Annotated in this window: 14 protein-coding genes, 1 tRNA gene and 1 pseudogene; 1 reads left to right on the forward strand and 15 read right to left on the reverse strand. The window is 59.9% G+C overall.

The window, feature by feature from the left end; all coding sequences use genetic code 11:
* The 15 genes and pseudogenes from CFR78_RS08030 to gatC all read right to left on the reverse strand — a co-directional run.
* Positions 1–750 (reverse strand): annotated as a pseudogene (locus tag CFR78_RS08030) (IS3 family transposase); the annotation flags it as partial.
* Between the two features lie 15 nt (positions 751–765).
* Entirely contained in the window at positions 766–2,721 is a 1,956-nt protein-coding gene (locus tag CFR78_RS08035) for a DEAD/DEAH box helicase (RefSeq protein ID WP_456305882.1), read from the reverse strand.
* Positions 2,718–3,551, reverse strand: coding sequence for a hypothetical protein (locus tag CFR78_RS08040; protein WP_110581073.1), 834 nt, complete (start codon positions 3,549–3,551; stop codon positions 2,718–2,720). The genes CFR78_RS08035 and CFR78_RS08040 overlap by 4 nt, the downstream gene beginning before the upstream one ends.
* Entirely contained in the window at positions 3,548–6,319 is a 2,772-nt protein-coding gene (locus CFR78_RS08045) for a class I SAM-dependent DNA methyltransferase (protein WP_110581074.1), read from the reverse strand. The genes CFR78_RS08040 and CFR78_RS08045 overlap by 4 nt, the downstream gene beginning before the upstream one ends.
* A 111-nt stretch (positions 6,320–6,430) precedes the next feature.
* Positions 6,431–9,205, reverse strand: a complete 2,775-nt coding sequence (gene mobF / locus CFR78_RS08050; RefSeq protein WP_110581075.1) for a MobF family relaxase — start codon at positions 9,203–9,205, stop codon at positions 6,431–6,433.
* Positions 9,205–11,094, reverse strand: coding sequence for a type IV secretion system DNA-binding domain-containing protein (locus CFR78_RS08055; protein WP_110581076.1), 1,890 nt, complete (start codon positions 11,092–11,094; stop codon positions 9,205–9,207). Before CFR78_RS08055 ends, mobF begins: the two co-directional genes overlap by 1 nt.
* Positions 11,091–11,456, reverse strand: coding sequence for a hypothetical protein (locus tag CFR78_RS16600; protein ID WP_258366026.1), 366 nt, complete (start codon positions 11,454–11,456; stop codon positions 11,091–11,093). The genes CFR78_RS08055 and CFR78_RS16600 overlap by 4 nt, the downstream gene beginning before the upstream one ends.
* Positions 11,457–11,663: 207 nt before the next feature.
* Complete coding sequence (locus tag CFR78_RS08065) at positions 11,664–12,173, reverse strand: hypothetical protein (RefSeq protein WP_110581078.1); 510 nt, start codon at positions 12,171–12,173, stop codon at positions 11,664–11,666.
* Positions 12,174–12,289: 116 nt separating this feature from the next.
* Positions 12,290–12,496 carry a helix-turn-helix transcriptional regulator gene (locus CFR78_RS08070; protein ID WP_015074059.1) on the reverse strand — a complete coding sequence of 69 codons (207 nt, stop codon included), beginning with the start codon at positions 12,494–12,496 and terminating at the stop codon, positions 12,290–12,292.
* 100 nt (positions 12,497–12,596) lie between these two features.
* Positions 12,597–13,544 (reverse strand): hypothetical protein, encoded by a 948-nt coding sequence (locus CFR78_RS08075; protein ID WP_258366027.1) that lies wholly within the window; start codon positions 13,542–13,544, stop codon positions 12,597–12,599.
* Entirely contained in the window at positions 13,510–14,721 is a 1,212-nt protein-coding gene (locus CFR78_RS08080; RefSeq protein ID WP_110581079.1) for a tyrosine-type recombinase/integrase, read from the reverse strand. The genes CFR78_RS08075 and CFR78_RS08080 overlap by 35 nt, the downstream gene beginning before the upstream one ends.
* A gap of 137 nt (positions 14,722–14,858) precedes the next feature.
* A tRNA-Ser gene (locus CFR78_RS08085) sits at positions 14,859–14,951 on the reverse strand.
* Positions 14,952–15,051: 100 nt separating this feature from the next.
* Positions 15,052–16,500: an Asp-tRNA(Asn)/Glu-tRNA(Gln) amidotransferase subunit GatB gene (gatB, locus tag CFR78_RS08090; RefSeq protein ID WP_034928378.1), complete on the reverse strand. Its 1,449-nt coding sequence runs from the start codon at positions 16,498–16,500 to the stop codon at positions 15,052–15,054.
* Positions 16,497–17,981: an Asp-tRNA(Asn)/Glu-tRNA(Gln) amidotransferase subunit GatA gene (gatA, locus tag CFR78_RS08095; RefSeq protein ID WP_034928376.1), complete on the reverse strand. Its 1,485-nt coding sequence runs from the start codon at positions 17,979–17,981 to the stop codon at positions 16,497–16,499. Before gatA ends, gatB begins: the two co-directional genes overlap by 4 nt.
* Before the next feature lies 1 nt (position 17,982).
* The gene (gene gatC, locus CFR78_RS08100) at positions 17,983–18,270 is read right to left on the reverse strand and encodes an Asp-tRNA(Asn)/Glu-tRNA(Gln) amidotransferase subunit GatC (protein ID WP_014104509.1); all 288 of its coding nucleotides are present in this window, start codon (positions 18,268–18,270) and stop codon (positions 17,983–17,985) included.
* A 78-nt stretch (positions 18,271–18,348) separates the two neighbouring features.
* Between gatC and ruvX the strand changes: the two genes are divergently transcribed.
* The gene (gene ruvX, locus CFR78_RS08105; RefSeq protein ID WP_034928373.1) at positions 18,349–18,840 is read left to right on the forward strand and encodes a Holliday junction resolvase RuvX; all 492 of its coding nucleotides are present in this window, start codon (positions 18,349–18,351) and stop codon (positions 18,838–18,840) included.
* The last annotated feature ends 125 nt before the right edge of the window (positions 18,841–18,965 follow it).

Here is an 18,965-nt window from a genome sequence, read left to right on the forward strand (position 1 = left end):
AGGACAGGACCTTGCGCGTGAACCAGTCCATGATCGCCACGAGATAGAGAAATCCCCGTTTCATGGGAATATATGTGATATCGGAACACCAGACCTGGTCAGGCCGATTGATGACCAGATCCCGTAGCAGATATGGATATTTCCGATGCTCCGGATGGGGCACGGTCGTGCGCGGCTTCTGGTAGATCGCCCGCAGGCCCATGATCGCCATGAGCCGCCGGACCCGCTTGCGGCCCACTTCATGTCCCTGGCGGCGCAGATGCCATGTCATCTGCCGTGAGCCATAATACGGCGTTTCCAGGAACTGGGCGTCGATCAGCCGCATCAGCTCCAGATTGGCTTCGCTCTGTGGCACAGGCCGATAGTAGACGCCCGACCGGTTGAGTTGCAGCAGCGTGCATTGCCGGATTATCGGCAGGCATGCTCTCTTCGGGTCAATCATCTGCCGCCTCTGATCACGCCCAACCGAGCAGAGGCATCCCGCAAAAAATCCCGTTCCACCAGCAACTGGCCGATCTTGGCGTGCAGTTTCTCTACATCAGCAGGGCTGACTGAAGGTTCCGTTACTGACTTACCAGAAAAAAGGCTTGCCATGCCTTCGATCGCCTGGCGCTTCCATTGGGCGATCATCGTCTGATGCACGCCATGTTTCGAAGCCAGTTCCGCCAGCGTCAGTTCCCCACGGATCGCCTCCAGCGCAACCCGTGACTTGAACTCTGCCGCATACCGTTTCCGCGTAACCTTGCCCATAAAACCCGTCCTCGTTCAGGCCAGATGATAGCTTATCGCCCTGTCCGAAAAATGGGGACCACCTCTTTCCAATGTCATCGTCGCACGTTTGGCACCGATTACGGCCGCAACCTGTTTCAGGCTCTCTTCGCTCATTGCTTTAGCCAGGATGGAATAAGCCTCACCAAACGGATTGATGCGATCAATCAGATCAATGTCCAGTTCTCGCACGTCCATTGCGAATTTACGCACGCCATCGATCAGGGCCGTGTTGGCTCCTGGTTCTCCATCGCCACTCGTCGCAATATGAGCCGCCTGTTGTGTCAGGTTCAGAGCCGCGATGGCGTGCTGTCGAACGGCTTCTTGATCTTCCTCATCCAGTTCGGGATATTTGTCTTTGATGATTTTTCCCATGCGGGAGATCGTCAATTCCTCCGGAACGAGTTCTTTGTCGAAAAGCCCTCGTTCAAGAGCGGTCTTGTCTTGCACAAAGGCAGTGATGACTTCGTTCAGGTCTTCCTGGCAGATGCGGGTTGCCTCTTCACTCTTGGGTTCGGACAGCCCCTTGATCTCGATCTGGAACTTTCCTTTCTCTTCGTTGAACCCGACATTGCATTTGTCCTGTTGGTAACCATCGTCTCCATAATCGAAGCCGTCAGTCGGTTCGTTGGTTGACACTTTCGATCTGAACTCGAAGCGGGGGGCGAGAACCTGTTCCATCAGCAGACTGGCGGCAATGGCTTTAAGGGTATCGTTCACGGCCTCGGTTACCGCCTCTTCTGAGGCATCTGGCTCTGCTATCAGGTTGGTAAAGCGAGCGCGGGTTTTTCCAGGCGCATCGCGGGTAGCGCGTCCTATGATCTGGATAATCTCGGTCAGGCTGGATCGATAGCCAACGGTGAGCGCATGTTCGCACCAAATCCAGTCAAAACCCTCCTTGGCCATGCCCAGGGCAATGATGATGTCCACATGGTCGCGGTTGTTCTTCTGGGTTGGGTCTTTCAGTGCGGTGGACACACGGTCACGCTTGTTCTTGTCATCGTCCACCAGATCAGCGATCCGCAACGTCCGGCCGTCTTCCGTTTTTACCAACTGAAAGCCGGTGACAGGGTCGGCTCCTTGCCAATCGCCAAGTTCCTCGATGATGTGCTCAACTTCCCTCATCTTGTCCCTCGTGCTTTCGCGCGAATTGACGCTCGGGATGTGAATGATGGTTTTTTGCTTTGGGTCGAGAACTTTCAAGATGTCGTCGGCGTAAGACCCGGAATAGAAGAAATAGCCGATGTCGAGATGCTTGAGGTATCGATAGCCGTTTAACTGCTCGTAATAGGTGTAGGTTACGGTATCAAACTTGGCCTCATCCTGTGGAGATAAGACATCGACCGCGTCACCCCGGAAATATGAGCCGGTCATGGCGACAATATGCACTTTGTCACGGGCAATGAACGCGCCGAGGTGATGACCCAGTTTGTTGTCTGAATCGGATGAGACGTGATGGAATTCATCCACGGCAATCAGACGATCGTCGAAAGCCTCAACGCCGAACCTGTCCACGGCGAAGCGGAAGGTGGCGTGCGTGCAGACAAGCACCTTGTCCTCACTATTAAGGAACGCCTCGACCGAATTGACCTTGCCTCCGTTATCGTCGCCGGCTGCATCACACAGGTTTCTTCTGGGTTCTACGTGCCAGTCTTCCGAGAAACCGAACTGGGTCAGAGGCTCGTCATGGAAACTTGCCCCGATGCTTCTTTCGGGCACGACGATAATGGCCTGCTTCAGTCCCTGGTTGGCCAGCTTATCGAGAGCGATAAACATAAGCGCCCGGCTTTTACCCGAAGCCGGAGGAGACTTTATGAGAAGATACTGTTCGCCGCGCTTTTCATAGGCGCGTTCCTGCATGGGTCGCATCCCCATGGCATTGGCCTTGGTTGAACTACCATTGGCCGCGTAAGAGACAGAGACGGAAGGAACGGATTGAATTTTTTGGGTCATGCTCTCTCTCCCGCGACACTGGCCAATGCCGCCTTTAATGTTTGGAAGCAAAGTGTCGCAGTGTGTTTATCTGGCGAGAAGCGCGATAACATTTGCGCGTATGGATGGATGTAATTTCGGAAATCACGGAGACCGTGACTAAATTTCTGCACGTCTGGTTTCAGAAGCCCTATTTCACACGAGACATCTATCAACTGACTAAGTGTCCAGTCATGGAATAGCTTGGGCTTGCCATCGGGGGATTTGGGGGAGGCAGATGAACGATTAAATCGTGCCGGCTCTTTCTGCGCGGCCCCCAAAAGAACGGCTTCCAACACGCTACCACACAGAAAAATTGTGGAAAGATATGCTTTTGCAGACATTGTCGCTTGCGCTTCTTTTAACCGATTTTCGATGATGGGCACGACTGTTGCTTCAACCGGAAGTTTCTGGAGGCTGGGGATGGAAAATTCATTTTGAAGAAAGGCTTCTTCAGCGCTCATAGTTTTAGCGGCAAGGGGTTTTCCGGTCAGACGTGCGACTACCTTTCGGGATTGTTCGAGAATGACTGCATCAGGTTGATTGCCGTTTAGGAGACAATTTACCTCATAGACGCCTAACATTTCGTCGAGGACTTGGCCGACAATGGCATCAGACTCTTTCTCCCAGAAGGCCCGCATTTTTCTAGCTTTTGATGAACCATACGTCTGATATTTTTGACTATGAATCTCAAGCCCGTAACGGGTAAAAAACTCCTGAAATGTTGTGTCTGAATAATCCAGAACGTAACCGCTCTGCATCCCAAGAATTTTTTCAAGGTATCTTTTGTCGATCTCTGTAAGAGTGCTCATGCCGCCCCTGCCTTTTTCTTATTCTTCGATCCGGTCTTGGCGGTCATTTTGGTATAGAGATCGAACAGCTTCTCCAACCGTTCTGTGTCATTGCGGAAGCAGCGGCCAATGTAGATGCGCTCCAGCACTTCGTCATTGCGCTCGTGCGCCTCTCTCAAATCAGCGGGCATTTTTTCGGGGTCATACAGTTCTGCAATAGTGGCGGGGAAATGCGCCTCGCGTGCCAACAGGATGTCTTCAGCGCAACGGGTCAGGTCGGCTTTCATCTTGTCGGTCAGGGTGGGAACGGGGAAGGTGTTCCAGCCGAGATCGCTTGAGTATCTATAATCCTCCTTAAACTTCCCGCAAATCGTAGCTACCCACACGAAATGGAGACGTGATAGCAAGATCGAGAGATTCCAGAAGTCGGCGTCTAGGATTGAAAAAGCCTGGCTCGAAATAATCGCCGACGCCGGGAGCACCCCACAAGGGAGATATTGCCGACGTTCTGATGTCATTCGCGGGACGATGAAAGAGTGCTGATTAGCTTGGTTGAACTCACGCATCTGGTGCGGACGGTCGGCTAATTTTCGATTTGAGGCGTCTGGACTTCGTAGCCGTATCTCGCGTGAGCGAATTAAGCGATCAGATATTAAGTCGATATCCTCAGCGCAAGAAAGGTCTTTGTCAGATATCCACAGACAGTATCGCGCCAAATCGTTATTATATTCCTTCGAGCCATAGAATCGCCTGATAAAATAGGATGATCTTTGATCGGCTGCATAGAACAATTCACGTTCCGAAAAGGATAGACTCAGTGCGCCTCCGTCATTGGGCATATTCCCCAAAACCATTTCAGACAGTTCTGGGGAGATCGGATTACTAGTTGGCTTGACTAGAGGGGTGAAACCGGCAGTTAGATATGGCGATATTTGATCAACTTTCCTGGCGATTGCACCATCGACCAGTATTCGATCGCCTGACTTTTTATCATCAATTCCGACTATGACGCAAAACACAGCCGCCTTGTTTGTGGCGCTGTTCGACCAACTGAAGGATGTATGAGCAAAGCGAATGTCTATTCCGTGACTCAGGACAAGCGGCCAAAGCGTCGGCGCTTGCCTCCCCATACAGACCGAGTTGGTAGCTACGAGTGCCGCTGAGGCATTTACAAACCGACAATAATCAGCGGCTTTTAGAAACCACGCGCCTACATAGTCGATATACCCCCAATGCTTTGTTCGCCCTCCAAAAATAGCAGCCATTTCGGACTGCTGATCAGTGTCCAACTTGCCTTTACCAAGATATGGCGGATTTCCGCAGATGTAGGTTTCCCCCCCTTCGTTCTCGAAATCGATATGCGGCTGATCTAGTGGGGAATGAAATAGATCATCTGCACTGTGTTTCACTCCGGTTCCGGTCGGCGGGCAGATGCTCAGCCAGTCCAAACGAAGAGCGTTACCACAGGTGATCCAGTTCTCTGCGTTCAGAGGAAGGAATTCGGCCAGAGCTAGCTTTTGACCGCGATACAGCACATCGCATTGGAATTCGGCGATAATGAGCGCAAGACGTGCAATCTCGGCAGGGAAATCACGCAGTTCGATCCCCCGGAAATTGGTCAGAGGAATCTCTGACGGACGATCGGCTTCCCCGCGACGACTGTTGATCTCAGCCTCGATTGCCCGCATTTCCTTATAAGCGATGACAAGGAAATTTCCGCTTCCACAGGCCGGATCGAAGACCCTGATCCTTGCCGTACGCTTGCGTAGGTTCAGGAGCATCCGGGCATTGTCGCCGGCCTCGTTTAGTCGTGCCCGCAGGTCATCCAGAAAGAGAGGGTTCAGCACCTTGAGGATGTTCGGAACGCTCGTGTAGTGCATACCGAGAGCGCCACGTTCCTCATCGTCTGCCACGGCCTGAATCATAGACCCGAAGATGTCCGGGTTGATTTTCGTCCAGTCGAGAGCGCCGATATGGATAAGATAGGAGCGGGCGATCTTGCTGAAACGGGGCACTTCGGGGCTGCCCGAAAATAGACCGCCATTAACGTAAGGGAACCTATCAGCATAACGAGCAATGCCCGCTTTCTTTCGCTCTGCCGTAGGGGTATTCATTGCACGGAACAGTTCGCCAATCACCTCGTGGGTGTTAGACGAATCTCGCTCGGTCATTGTATCGACCGTGTTTGTGAAAGAGTGCCCATCCTGGAAAATATCCGTGTCTTCGGCAAAGAAGCAGAAGATGAGCCGGGCCATGAAATGGTTCATGTCATGACGGCGGTCAGCAGTTCCCCAGTCGGGATTGTCCTTCAGCAACTCGACATACAGCCGGTTCAGCTTGCTGGTCGCGCGAATATCGAACGAACTTTCGCGGATTTGCTTGACTGTCGTGATGCCGGCTAAGGGCAGGAACGCGCCGAAATGATTCGGGAAGTCCGCATAGGCACAGGCGACGGTCTCGCCTGTATCCAATTCTTCGGCCTCGAAGGTCTCACCATCCGTCGCCAGGATGAACTTAGCCTTGGCCTTAGATGTGGCAGGACTATCCCGGAGGGCGGTCAAAGTCCGCGTCACCTCACCGAGCGGGCAGGTTGCAATATGGATGTTATTCCGCTGGAGAAGGGCACCAGGGATGTCAGAGGCATTGGTCGAGCCTTTGGCAGCCCGGAGACGCTTGATGGTGGTGTCTTTGTTGCCGAAGGCCAGGAGGAAAAGGTAAGGGAATTCTTCCGCATCAAAAGGTTGCTCCGCCAGCGCGGATACGGCTTCTTCAATTTCTACGGCGTTCATCGCCTCTACCCAATCCCGTTCTCAAACAAGGAGATAGCATCGCCATGCCCAGAACGGCACGGAATGCTTGCTCCTTAAACTTTACATATTCCGAGGCTATACAAATTTGGATTACAGGGCCATGCCTTTGGCAGCGGCCTTGCGTTGGGTGTCCCCAATCTGGGAGCCTGCCGCCGATGCAAGGGCAGTCTGCTTCACCCCAGAGCGTTCCTGAATAGCTGCGGCGAGCTTTCCGCGATCATTGGTATAGATGGCAACACTTTGCCTGGCGCGCGACAGGGCCACATAGAAGCTCTTCTGATCCACAAGCTGGCTGGCCGTGCTATCGGCATGAACCAGAACGCGATCGGCGGTGCGTCCCTGCGCCGCAAAAGCCGTGGCCACCCAGGCATGGGCGATGTGACGGTCGCGCGGATCGTCCGGCGTCAGATGCTCGATCCGGCGATTGGCCATGCGGAGCGTGACCGTTCGCGCTGCGGGATCGACACCGATCACTTCCCCTTGCTGGCCGTTGAGCCGCCGCGCTGCCCGATCGTTACGGGTGAACTGCACGCGGTCACCGGCACGGAGTTCGATCGGCTCGGCGGTGAACACCTGGGATTGCGTCGCGCCCCATTGCCGCAAGCGCCAGTCTATGCGTCGTCCGTCACGCGCCGTCAGGATCACGGCCGCCTTTTCCGTGTCGATGCCGGCCACGGTATAGGCATCCCGGCGGGAGACGCCCTTATCGGCATAATCCTTCGTGAAACGGACGACATCACCGATCGCGTAACTACTCGCCTCCTTCGCCTCGGTGCGGGTCATGTCTCTGGTTACGAGACGCGACAGTTCGATCGCCGGCCCACGCAGCGCACCCGCCCCGGCCAGCTTCTCGCGGATTTTTCCAGTCAGGATGTCGCGCCCGTCCCGCGACGGCTCGATGACCAGGGCGCGCTTGCGGGCTTTTCCGTCCAGCGCCGCGAAATCCCGCGCCATCTGCTCGAACCGTGCTTCCCGTCCTTCATGCTCGACGACATGCCCGCCACCCGAATCAAGGGCCGCCAGGGCTTTCTTCGCATCGCCGGCAAGGCTGGCATCCACCGCCGCACGGGCCTGCTCGTTGGTCTGGCGCAGAATCCGGGTGAGATGGGCGGTCTCCATGCCTGCCTGCTGAAGCTGCCCGAAGGCAGCACCGGCCTCGATCGAGCCGAGTTGCGCCGTGTCGCCGACCAGCAGCACACGCGCCCGATGGGTGTCCGCCAGAGCCAGCAGCTTCGCGGTATCGCGAGCCGACACCAGCGACGCCTCGTCCACGATCCAGAGTTGATCGGCGGCGGTCGGTTTGCCGGGTGCCAGAAGATGACGCGCGAGTGTGTCGGCGCGACTGCCGAGCGCGTCGCCCAGCACTTGGGCCGCCGAGGCGGTCGGAGCCAATGCCGTGACGCGAAGACCCTGCGCTTGGGCTTCCTCCGCGACGGTCGCCAGCACGGTCGAGGTCTTGGCGGTGCCGGCCACGCCCTGCAAGGCAACGATCCGGTTGCGACTGGCAAGAATCTGCGTCGTCGCCGCGCGCTGCTCCTCGTTCCATGCGTGACCCTGTGATTCCGCTCGCCGCTCCGCCTGAGCCACGGCACGCGCAGCGGAAACGGGTGCCAGGATCGGTTCGACCTGATTCCGCCCGCTCTCTTCAAGGCGCAGCAAGGCGGCCTCGGCCGCGATATTGGCGGCCGTGGTCAGCCCCTCGAAGGCCGCGCCCCGGCGATCAACAAATGAGCGGGCTTCCAAAGCACCGGTTTTCTGCGCCCGAACGATTGCGGCACCGATCTCGGCATGGCCGACCTCGCCGAAGGCGAAACGCCCCGCCGCCTCGTGCAGCGCGGCTGTGGCGAAGACCGATTGCCGCTCGCCGAGCATCGACGCGCCCCGCGCGACCGCCCGATCGGCGGCGCATTCGCGGGCGAAAGGGCTTTCCACGTCCTGGGCTGTGGCCTGGGTCCGGGCGCGCGCCTCGGCCCGTGCGACCGTCTCGCGCCGGGCCTGTTCGTTCCAGCCGGCGGAGTCCGCCACCGCGCGCCACTCCCGGACCAGATCGGCATGGGGCACGGCCTCCTTGGCCTGCCTGGTATCGAGTGCCGCCATCTGCTTCTCGGCGGCGCTCGCCTCTTCCCGGCTGGTCCCGCGCTCGCTGAGATGCGCTTCAATCGCCTGGGATCGCTGGCTGAACGCTTCCAGCGTCGCCGCGTCGAGTCCCGTGACCTCGAAGCCGGAGTCCTTGCCCTTGTCGATCGCATAGCCCAGACGCTGGACCTCGCCCGCCAGTTCCTGGCGGTAGATCGCGCCCAACTGCTTTTGCAACTGATAGAAGGCACGGGGTTCCAGGCTCCGCCATTGCCCGCCGTCATCCTGGGTCATGTTGAGAATGATGTTATGGCTGTGAAGCTGAGGATCGAGCGCGCGGCTGGTGCCGTGACGAAAGGTGGCGATGACCAGATTCCCCGTCGTCTCACGCCGGACCGCTCCATCCTCCCGGATGCGCGTTGCGGCGAAATGGGTTTCGGCCAGCCCCAGCGCGGTCCTGACCGCGCGCTCATGCGCCTCGACCAGGCGGCGGTCGCCCGCCACCTCGGCCAGGATCGACACCGATTTCGGGGCGCTGAAGGTCAAATCCCAGCCGGGCCGGTGCGCGATCTCGCCGTCCCGCGTCGCGCCAAGCTGCTGATCCGCGACCCGGCCTTCCAGAAGCCGGGAGAACTGGTCGTGTTCGACCGCGCCCTGCAACTTCAGCGCCTCCGCCCCTTTGCCCTGCCATTCGGACGGGGCGAGACCACCCTCGGCGTAATAATCGTCGGCTTCGTAGTAGCTCGCCGCCTGGGCTGCGTTGGTCAGGGCTGACAGGGTGGCGACCATCAGACCGGGCCGGGTTTGGAGGCCGGGTTACGTCGGGCGGGGCGGTTCGATGCCGGAGCCTCACCGGTGGGCTTGTCCTCCTTCTTCTCCTTTCCGGCCTTCGGCTCGTCCGGCCGCGTCTGTTTCCACAATGTCTGATCCAGGCCGATCGGCTCGAATGCCGGCGTTCCGGCCGCACCCCGCGCGATGATATGCGCGTTGGTAAGCGTGATCGGAGCCACCGGCAATCCGTCGGGCAACAGGAGATAGGCCCAGCCGGGCGGCAGACGCAAAGCACTTTCCATCACGGCCGGGCGGACCTCGCGTCGTGTGCCGACCGTGATCTGTGGCTTGCGCGTCTTGGGATCGAGATTGGCCGAAAGGGTCTGGATTTCGACCTCGGCCTGACCGATCGTCTTCGACGCCCACTCCCGGCTTTCGACATCGGCGAGCTGAAGGAAGAGCTTGGTGTTGCAGCTTCCCAGCACTGTTTCGGCGTCCTTTTCCCCGTACCGGCTGCGCATCTGGTCGATGGCCTGGAAGGTCAGGATCACGGCCGCGCCGAACTTGCGCCCCTGCGGCAGCAGGCGGGTCATGTTGTCCACGCGCGGCAGGTCCGGGAACTCGTCGAGCAGGAACCACATCCGGCGGTGATCGGAGGGCGGCAAGCCAAGCGTCGCCGAGGCCGCGCATTCCAGCCACAGCGCCATCAGGGGTTTGATGGCCTCGAAATGGTCCTCCTTGCGGGGCACGAAAATCCACGGGTGACGGCCCTTGTGGTTGTCGAATCCGGCGAAGAAGCTGGCGAAGGAAAAGCCTTCGCCGCCTTGTGCCGGTTCGGCGCGCAGGAACATGAGCAGGTTGGCGGCCCTGGCGAGCATGAACAGGACGCTGGCCGTAGCGCGCTCGGCGTCCTGGGCGAACGTCCGCGCCGAGGAGGTATGGGCCAGCCAGCGCTCCATGTCCGCGCTGGACATATATTGCAGCGTATCGAGCAGCCGCGCCGGTGTGCCGTGTTTTTCCTCCCAGAGTTCACGCAGGATATTGGCCACGAGGATGCGGGCCGTTTCCAGCCAGACATCGCGGTCCCGATCGCCCGTCTCGCTGATCAGATAGCGGGCGATCCGCGCGGCGTCGGCGGGATGGCGGATTTCGTCGAACGGGTTCCAGTAGACGCCCCGCGCATCGAAAGGATTGAGCAGGATGTCGCCCCGGACGGGGTTGTAATACTGGGCGACGAAATCCCCCGATGTGTCATAAACGAGGGCTGCCTCGCCACGGGCTTCGATCACGTCGAGAAGCTGGCGCAGGGCGGTGGTCTTGCCTGCGCCCGTGGTGCCGATCATCGCCAGATGGCGCGTCTCGATCGCGCGCGGCAGGGCGACGCTGCCCAGCCGCAGGGGCGCGGGATCGTCTGTATTCTCCGTGGCCGCCGCCAGCGTGGCTTCGGACACGACCCGACTGCCGGCGATGGTGCGGTCGGCCAGTTCCTGCGCGCGTTTACGCCGCCGCTGCCCTGCGGTCAGGGCAAAGGCACCGATGCCCAGCGCCATGCCGAGCAGACCACCCAGGCCAGTGCGTTCGATCAGGGTCAGGACGCGATGTTGGACGTCTTCGCTACCCAGCAGCTCGTAGGCACCGGTCTCATAGCGTCGGCCATCAAGGATGACGATCATCGGCGCATCCCGATGGCTGATGGCCATAATGGGACGCTGGGCCTCGGCGAGAAGAAACTGCCCGGTTACGGTCAGTTCTTCGGCCGAGGTGGTGGCGACCGCCACCAGCCCGCTACCGGCCAGCAGGCCGAGGCTGGTCACGAGGAAGCCAGCACGAAAGCGTGCGGTGCTCTGGGCGCGGCGGATGGCGCGCAGGGCGCGGGCATGCGCCTGCTGGTCGAGATCACTGGTCATGGGGTGTCTCCCGCCAGGGCAAGCTGGCGCTGAAAGGCTGCATTGATGTCGTCGGTGAGACGGGTCTCGTCGATGCGGGTGGGGGCTGCGGCGCGGGCGAAGACATAGGCGGCGCAGGACACATACAGCGCGCGCTCGGTCAGGCGCTCGACGTGGACGATCCGCGCGCCGACCTGATCCAGCTCCTCGGCCAGTTCGGCGGAGATTGGTCCCGTCGTGCCCTCCTGCGTCATGGAGGCGAGGCCGATGCGGACGCAGTCCTGCAACAGGGCATAGGGGGTCATCTTGCGCTGTGCGGCAAGCTGCCGGAGTGTCCGATCCAGCACGATCGGCAGGCGGACGGAATGCTGGACGTGCCTCATGGCCACCGCTCCAGCCGCACCCGATCCGCACGCGCGCAAAAGGGCGGAAATCCGCCACATATCGAGCCGCGAAGGCAGGCGCACCCCGATCGCACCCTCGAAAAACGGCAGAAAACCGCCGCAGGCCAGTGCGTGAGGTGTGTTCTTCTTTCTGTGGCCCGATGCGCAGCATCGGGGCCGCTGGTCGCATGGAAAAACCGGCATGCGTCACGCATGCTCCGTGCCCTCCTGGCGATGCTGAGCGGCCCAATGGACGATCAGGACAAGGGCCTCGCGATCCGCTGTCCGGCGGTCGAAAGGGAGATCAAGGCAGGGCAGATCGTAAAGCTCATGCTCGGCAACCCAGGCGCGGATCACGCGCTCGATCGCGTCCCGAAGACGCAGGTCTAGCGCGTTCGCCTCGAAGGGTGTCAGATGGGCTGTCACGCCTGGCGTTTCGATCAGGCCGCCCAGAGGAAAGTAGGTGCGCGCCGCCGCCTGCAACGGGCCGTCTATCCGGCAAGTTGAGGTATCCCCCCGATAGACGACAAGCGGTGGGCGCACGGCATGACACCAGAAGGCGATGGCGCATCGGTAGGTCTCGCCGTCCGGGGTATCAGCGAGCAGTTTTTCGATCAGCGGGAGGGCTTCTCGGGCAATCCGGGGATGGACGCGAAAACGTAGCGTGACCCGGTTGCCAAGGTGAAGCCAGTCCAGCATGGCGCGGACAATGGGCATGGGGTATCCTTTCGTGAATCACGCGAAACACGACGAAACGGGGTTGTCGGAGGAAGTTCGGGAGCAGGCGCGGCGTGGACCGCCCCCAAATGGCTGGGGCCGCGCCGCGCCTGCGGTCAAATGTAAGTCTGGATCGGGAGGCCCTGGAGCCAATGTTCGATCTCGCCTGCGCGCCAGCGGACGCGCCCGCCACCGATCACCACGGGCGGCGGGCAGCGCTTCTGGCGCACCAGGCGATAAATGCTCGACCGACTCTTATAACCGGTCAGGCGCATCACATCGTCGATCGTCAGCAGTAGGGTGAAGGCGGCATTCTGGTCCATCGGACGGCATCCTGTTTGATGGCGTGCCGTGGACGCTAAACCGCTTCAAATCCGTGAAAAAAGCCCGTTAGCCAACGTTATCCGATGCAATAAGGACCAATCAGGAGCCTCTGGGGTCGAAATATCTCTTGATATCTTTCCGCCCCTGCCTGCCGCTCAAAAGTGCCTTGAGCGATGAGGTCGAATCGCCACCTTGCGGACCCAGGTCGCTGCCCAGCGACACCACGAGTTCCTGCTTGATGACCTTGATCGCGGCAGCCAGAGCCCCGTGTTGAGCGCCTTTTCGCATTTCACGCCTGGCAACGGTAAACGCCGTCCGATACCACGGCTGATCGTCGGGAGAGATATTCTCGCGCAGAAACGCGTCGAGATTGGTCATGAATTCCGGCATCGTACCGCCGACCAGCCAGCGGAAGCGCGGATCGGTGTTGAGGCATGGTGCCTCGTCGCCGTCAGGCACGGTATCGGTCACGACATAGATCGGACGGGTGAATGACCTCCGAAAGGAAAGCCAGAACAGCCCCCAGAATTTTGCCTGGCACGAGAGGAGCAACGGGGAGTAGCGGTTAGAAAAGGTTTCGGGCGAAACCCGTCCATCCAGCAGAACACCATCGGACGCCTGCACGGCACTCAGGACTGTGTTGCCATAGCCGGCGCTCGTATAGGCGGAAAGCCGCCCGCTACGGAGGTCCGACATGAGCAGTTCCAACTCGGCGGGCAGTACAATATCGTAAGGCGTTTTGACGAACAAAATTTTTCTGGTCTGAAACCATCTGATGCCGGTCGCCGAAAATACCATGACGAAAAAGCTGGTCAAAAACAAAATGAGATACGTGATATAGGCAGGAGAATTTGGGTGATGAAAAATAAACGAAAATAGAAGAATGCCAGAGGTCAAACTCAGAATGAAAGATACAACAAATATAGCAACAAAAAAACTGAACGCCTTGTCAGATTTTCTCTTCAGATCGACAATCGCCTGATCAACCAGTTGATAGCCTTTTTCCAGATTATCAGGGTTCAGCTTCTGGGCTGCGAGCAAGCTCAATCGGACTGCTTTCATTCCCCTCGTCTCGGCATTTCTCTTGGCAACAATACGCTCCCCAAGCTTCCATCAAAATACGCCGTTTTTCCAGAAGATTACCACGCCGATAGGCAGCTTCGACCTTATTGCCGATCGTATGGGCAAGCGCCATCTCGGCAATATCACCGTCGAACTGGGTTTCCTCGGCGACCCAATCGCGAAACGATGAACGAAAGCCATGAGGAACCGCCGCGATGCGCGCGTCCCGGCAAATCTTGGTCAGCGTCATATCGGACAACGGCTTGCCCGCGCGCTGGCCAGGAAACACAAGCTGACTTCGTGCCTCGCGATAACCTTGAGCAAGCTTGAAGACGTGACACATCTGCGAAGAGAGCGGGATGACATGCTCCCGACCGGCTTTCATCCGCTCGGCGGGAATCGTCCAGAGCTTGTTCTCGAAGTCGATTTCATCCCATGAGGCGCTCCTGATCTCCCCCGAGCGTGTGGCGGTCAGGATAAGAGCAGTCAGAGCCAGGCGCCCGATCGAATCGCCGGATCGGAGATAAGTGAGGAAAGCCGGCACCTCGGCGTAGGGCAACGCTGTGTGATGAACGGTCTTGGTCTTCGCCTTGGGAAGGGATTTATCCATTGCCGCCAGCGGCAGGGGAAGCGTGCGGTAGCCTTTGCCGATCGCCCAGTCCGTGACGTTGCTGATCCGCTGCCGAACCCGGCGGGCGGTTTCAGGCTTGTTGAGCCAGATCGGGGCGATTGCTTCGCGTACATGATGGCCGTCGACGTCAGCGATCGAGACGTCACCGATCAGCGGGAACGCATAGGTCTCAAGGGTCGTCAGCCATTGAGCCCGGTGCTTCTTGTTCTTCCAGGTCGCCTTGTTCTGCGCGTAGACCTCAAGGGCGGCTTCACGGAAGGACGGGATGCCCGCCTCCTTGCGGCGCTCGGCCACGGGATCAAGGCCAACTTCAATCTGCATCCGCGCCTTGACGGCTCGTTCGCGCGCCAATGCCAAAGATACCTTCTTGGCGCTGCCGAGGCCGATGTCACGCCGCTTGCCGTTTTTCTGGACCCGGCAGACCCAGGATTTGCCACCCCGTGGGCTGATGACGAGATAGAGCCCGTCGCCATCGCCATAGCGACCCGGCTCCCTGATGGCCTTCACGGCTGTTGCGGAAAGACGCCCCATTTTTATCCCACACTTCTTACCACGCGAGGTGTGGGATAGGATGCGATTCCGTGCATCGACATGCAACACGAAATGACGTGAATTCCGCAGAATTCCGCCACTTTTGGTAGGCTATGACATTGAATAAAAAAGGGAATTGGCGGAGGGGAAGAGATTCGAACTCTCGATACGACTTGACATCGTATAACGGTTTAGCAAACCGCCGCCTTCAGCCACTCGGCCACCCCTCCGCCGAAGAGCGCGCATTATCAAGTAACACGGCGTTTGCAGGGCTGCTTTTAGCGTGTAGCCGCACCCCTGCAAAGCCCTAAAATGCGCTAGCGCCCGTTTTTACAAAACTTTTTTCAAAGCCTCGTTCACCATGGCCGGATTGGCCTTGCCTGCCATGGCCTTCATCACCTGACCGACAAAAAAGCCGAACAGCCGGTCCTTGCCGCCACGGTATTCTTCCACCTTGTCCGCATTGCGCGCCAGCACGTCAGCCACTGCCGCATCAATCGCACCGGTGTCGGTTACCTGCTTCAGGCCCTTACGCTCCACAATCGCGGCGGCACTGTCACCGGTTTCCAGCATGTCCTCGAACACTTCCTTGGCGATCTTGCCATTGATGGTCTTGTCGGACACCAGATCCAGCATGCCACCCAGCGCCTGAGCCGAAATCGGGCTGTCGGTAATGGTGCGGCCCGTACGGTTGAGCGCACCGAACAGGTCGCCCGTCACCCAGTTGGCGGCAAGGCGGGCATCGCGGCCCTTGGCCACTTCCTCGTAATAATCGGCAATGGCCTGCTCGGCCACCAGCACGCTGGCGTCGTAACGGGGGATGCCATACTGCCTGACGAAGCGGTCACGCTTGTCATCAGGCAGTTCGGGCAGGCCACGCTCCAGCTCGTCCACCCATGCCTGTTCCACCACCAGCGGCAGCAGGTCAGGATCAGGGAAGTAGCGGTAATCGTGTGCGTCTTCCTTGCTGCGCAGCGAACGGGTCTCGTTGCGGGCCGGATCGAACAGGCGGGTTTCCTGATCGACTTCGCCGCCTTCTTCCCACACCTCGATCTGGCGCGTGGCCTCGACCTCGATCGCATGCATGACGTAGCGGATCGAGTTGACGTTCTTGATCTCGCAGCGCGTGCGGAACGGCTCACCCGCCTTGCGCACCGACACGTTTACGTCGGCGCGCATGGAGCCTTCCTCCATGTTGCCATCACAGGTGCCCAGATAGCGCAGGATCTGGCGCAGCTTGCGCAGGTAGGCACCGGCTTCTTCCGGGCTGCGGATGTCCGGTTCGCTCACGATCTCCATCAGCGCCACACCGGCACGGTTCAGGTCGATGAAGGAGCGCGCCGGGTCCTGGTCATGCATGGACTTGCCCGCATCCTGCTCCATATGCAGCCTTGTGATGCCAATATGGCGCACCGTGCCGTCCGCCAGTTCAATCTCGACCGTGCCTTCCCCCACGATGGGATGGGTAAACTGGCTGATCTGGTAGCCGGTCGGCAGGTCGGCATAGAAGTAGTTCTTGCGGTCAAACCGGCTTTCCAGATTAATGCGCGCGCGCAGGCCAAGACCCGTGCGGATGGCCTGGGCCACGCATTCCTGGTTGAGCACCGGCAGCATGCCCGGAAAACCGGCATCGACCAGGCTGACATGGGTATTCGGTTCACCGCCATAGGAAGCGGAGGCACCGGAAAACAGCTTGGAATGGCTGATGACCTGGGCATGCACTTCCAGACCCACCACGATTTCCCATGTGCCGGTCCGGCCTTCGAGTGTGTAGCTCATTTCACCACCTCCGCACGCAGGGCAGGGCGATGGGTGAAACCTGCCGCGGCTTCCAGCGCGCTGCCCGCGGCCAGAAGCGTTTCCTCGTCAAACGGGCGGCCGATCAGCTGCAGGCCCAGCGGCAGGCCGGTGGTCCCCAGCCCCACGGGCACGGACATGGCGGGCATGCCCGCCATGGAGGCCGGCACGGTGAAAATATCGTTCAGGTACATCTGGACCGGATCATCGCTCTGTTCACCCTGCGCGAAGGCGGGCGTGGGGGCCGTTGGGGTCAGCAGCACGTCAACCTGCTGGAAGCTTTCGGTAAAGTCGCGGCGGATCAGGCTGCGAACCTTCTGGGCCTTCAGGTAATAGGCATCGTAATACCCGGCTGAAAGCACATATGTCCCCATCATGATACGACGGCGCACTTCCGGGCCAAAGCCCGCGCGACGGGTGGCTTCGTACATGGCGTCCAATGTATCGCCGGGCACGCGCTCGCCAAAACGCAGGCCGTCATAGCGGGCCAGGTTGGAGGAGCACTCGGCGGGGGCTACGATATAATAGGTGGCAAGACCGTATTTCGTATGGGGCAGGGAGACATCCACAATCTCGCAGCCCGCGTCCTTCAGCCAGTTGATGCCCTGCTGCCACGCGGCCTCGATCTCGGCGGACAGGCCCTCGGCACGATATTCGGCGGGAATGCCCACCTTCAGCCCCTTCAGGCTGCGACCGATGGCGACGGAATAATCCGGCACATCACAATTCACGCTGGTGCTGTCACGCGCGTCAAACCCGGCCATGGACTGCAGCAGGATGGCGCAGTCACGCACGGTGCGCGCCATGGGGCCGGCCTGATCCAGCGAGGAGGCATAGGCAATGGTGCCAAACCGGCTGCACCGCCCATAGGTCGGCTTCAGCCCCACAATGCCACAATAAGCGGCAGGCTGGCGGATGGAGCCGCCGGTATCGGTGCCGGTCGCCCCCATGGCAAGCCCGGCCGCAACGGCGGCGGCCGACCCGCCCGATGAGCCGCCGGGCACGAGGGCCGCATCATCCCCCCTGCGCTTCCAGGGGTTTTCCACCGGGCCGAAGGCGGAGGTGATGTTGGCCGACCCCATGGCGAATTCGTCCAGGTTGGTCTTGCCCACGAACACCGCGCCATCGCGCAGCAGGTTGGCCGTGACCGTGCTTTCATAGGGGGGCACGAAATTCTTCAGGATGTTGCTGGCCGCCGTGGTCCGCACGCCCTTGGTGCAGAACAGGTCCTTGATCCCCAGCGGAATGCCGGTCAGGGGCTTTGCCTCGCCCTTGCCCAGAGCTTCATCCGCAACGGCCGCTGCCTGCAGCGCCGCATCCGATGTGGTGGTGATATAGGCGTTCAGGCGCGGGTTGAGCGCGGCAATGGCGGCGTTATGCGCGCCCACCAGTTCGGCTGCGCTGAATTTGCGCGCCCGCAGGCCCGCTGCCGCATCGGCGATTGTCAGTTCGGTCAGGCTCATCTTATTCAACAACCTTGGGCACGGTATAAAAGGGACCAACGGCATCGGGCGCGTTGGACAGCACGGCCTCGCGGCAGTTGCCGTCGGTCACCACGTCAGGCCGGGTGCGAAGGGCGGCATGGCCCGTGCCGACCATGGGGGTCACGCCTTCGACATCGACCTCGTTCAGCTGCTCGACCCAGCCGAGGATCCCGTTAAGCTCCCCTTGCAGGGCAGGGACATCAGACTCGTCAATACCAATCCGTGCCAGTCTGGCAATGCGGCGGACGGTCGCGGGATCAAGCGACATGAAGCAATAACTTTCCATCATAACAGGGGAAGAATATCCTGCGGCGCAGGACGACCGCCAAGGAACATACCCCCGACCATGCCCCTGTTCAACATATCCCATCTCCGCACGCTCCTGCGCCGCGACCAGCGCCTGCTGGGGCTTGACCCCGGCAGGAAGACAATCGGCGTGGCCCTGTCCGATGTGGGGCTGATGCTGGCTTCCCCCCATACGGGACTGAAGCGCGCGAAACTGTCGGTCAATGCCGCCCAGATCAGCACGATCGCCCGCGCGCAGGACGTGGGCGGGCTGGTGGTGGGGCTGCCGCTGTCGCTGGATGGCAGCTTTGGGCCGGCCGCGCAGGCGGCGCGTGACTGGACGCTGAACCTGTCGGAGCTGACCGGCCTGCCGGCTGCCATGTGGGATGAACGGCTGTCTTCTTCTGCCGTGAACCGCTTCCTGATTGCCGAAGCCGACATGACCCGCCAGCGCCGGGGCGCGGTGGTGGACCAGATGGCGGCGGCCTACATCCTGCAGGCCGCCCTTGATGCCTCGATCACGTCGAACCAAGGGGGAATTGCGAATTCGTGATGGCATGACTGGATTGTTCTAAAACCGGACCCGGCCGGTGCGCGGGCTGCTATGGTCCGCCAACCACCGGCCCGCACCGGGAGGCGCTTTCCCCCCATGCACCATTCCGCCGGACCCGTACACAA

The organism is Komagataeibacter rhaeticus, from assembly GCF_003207855.1.
Classification (GTDB): Bacteria; Pseudomonadota; Alphaproteobacteria; order Acetobacterales; family Acetobacteraceae; genus Komagataeibacter; species Komagataeibacter rhaeticus.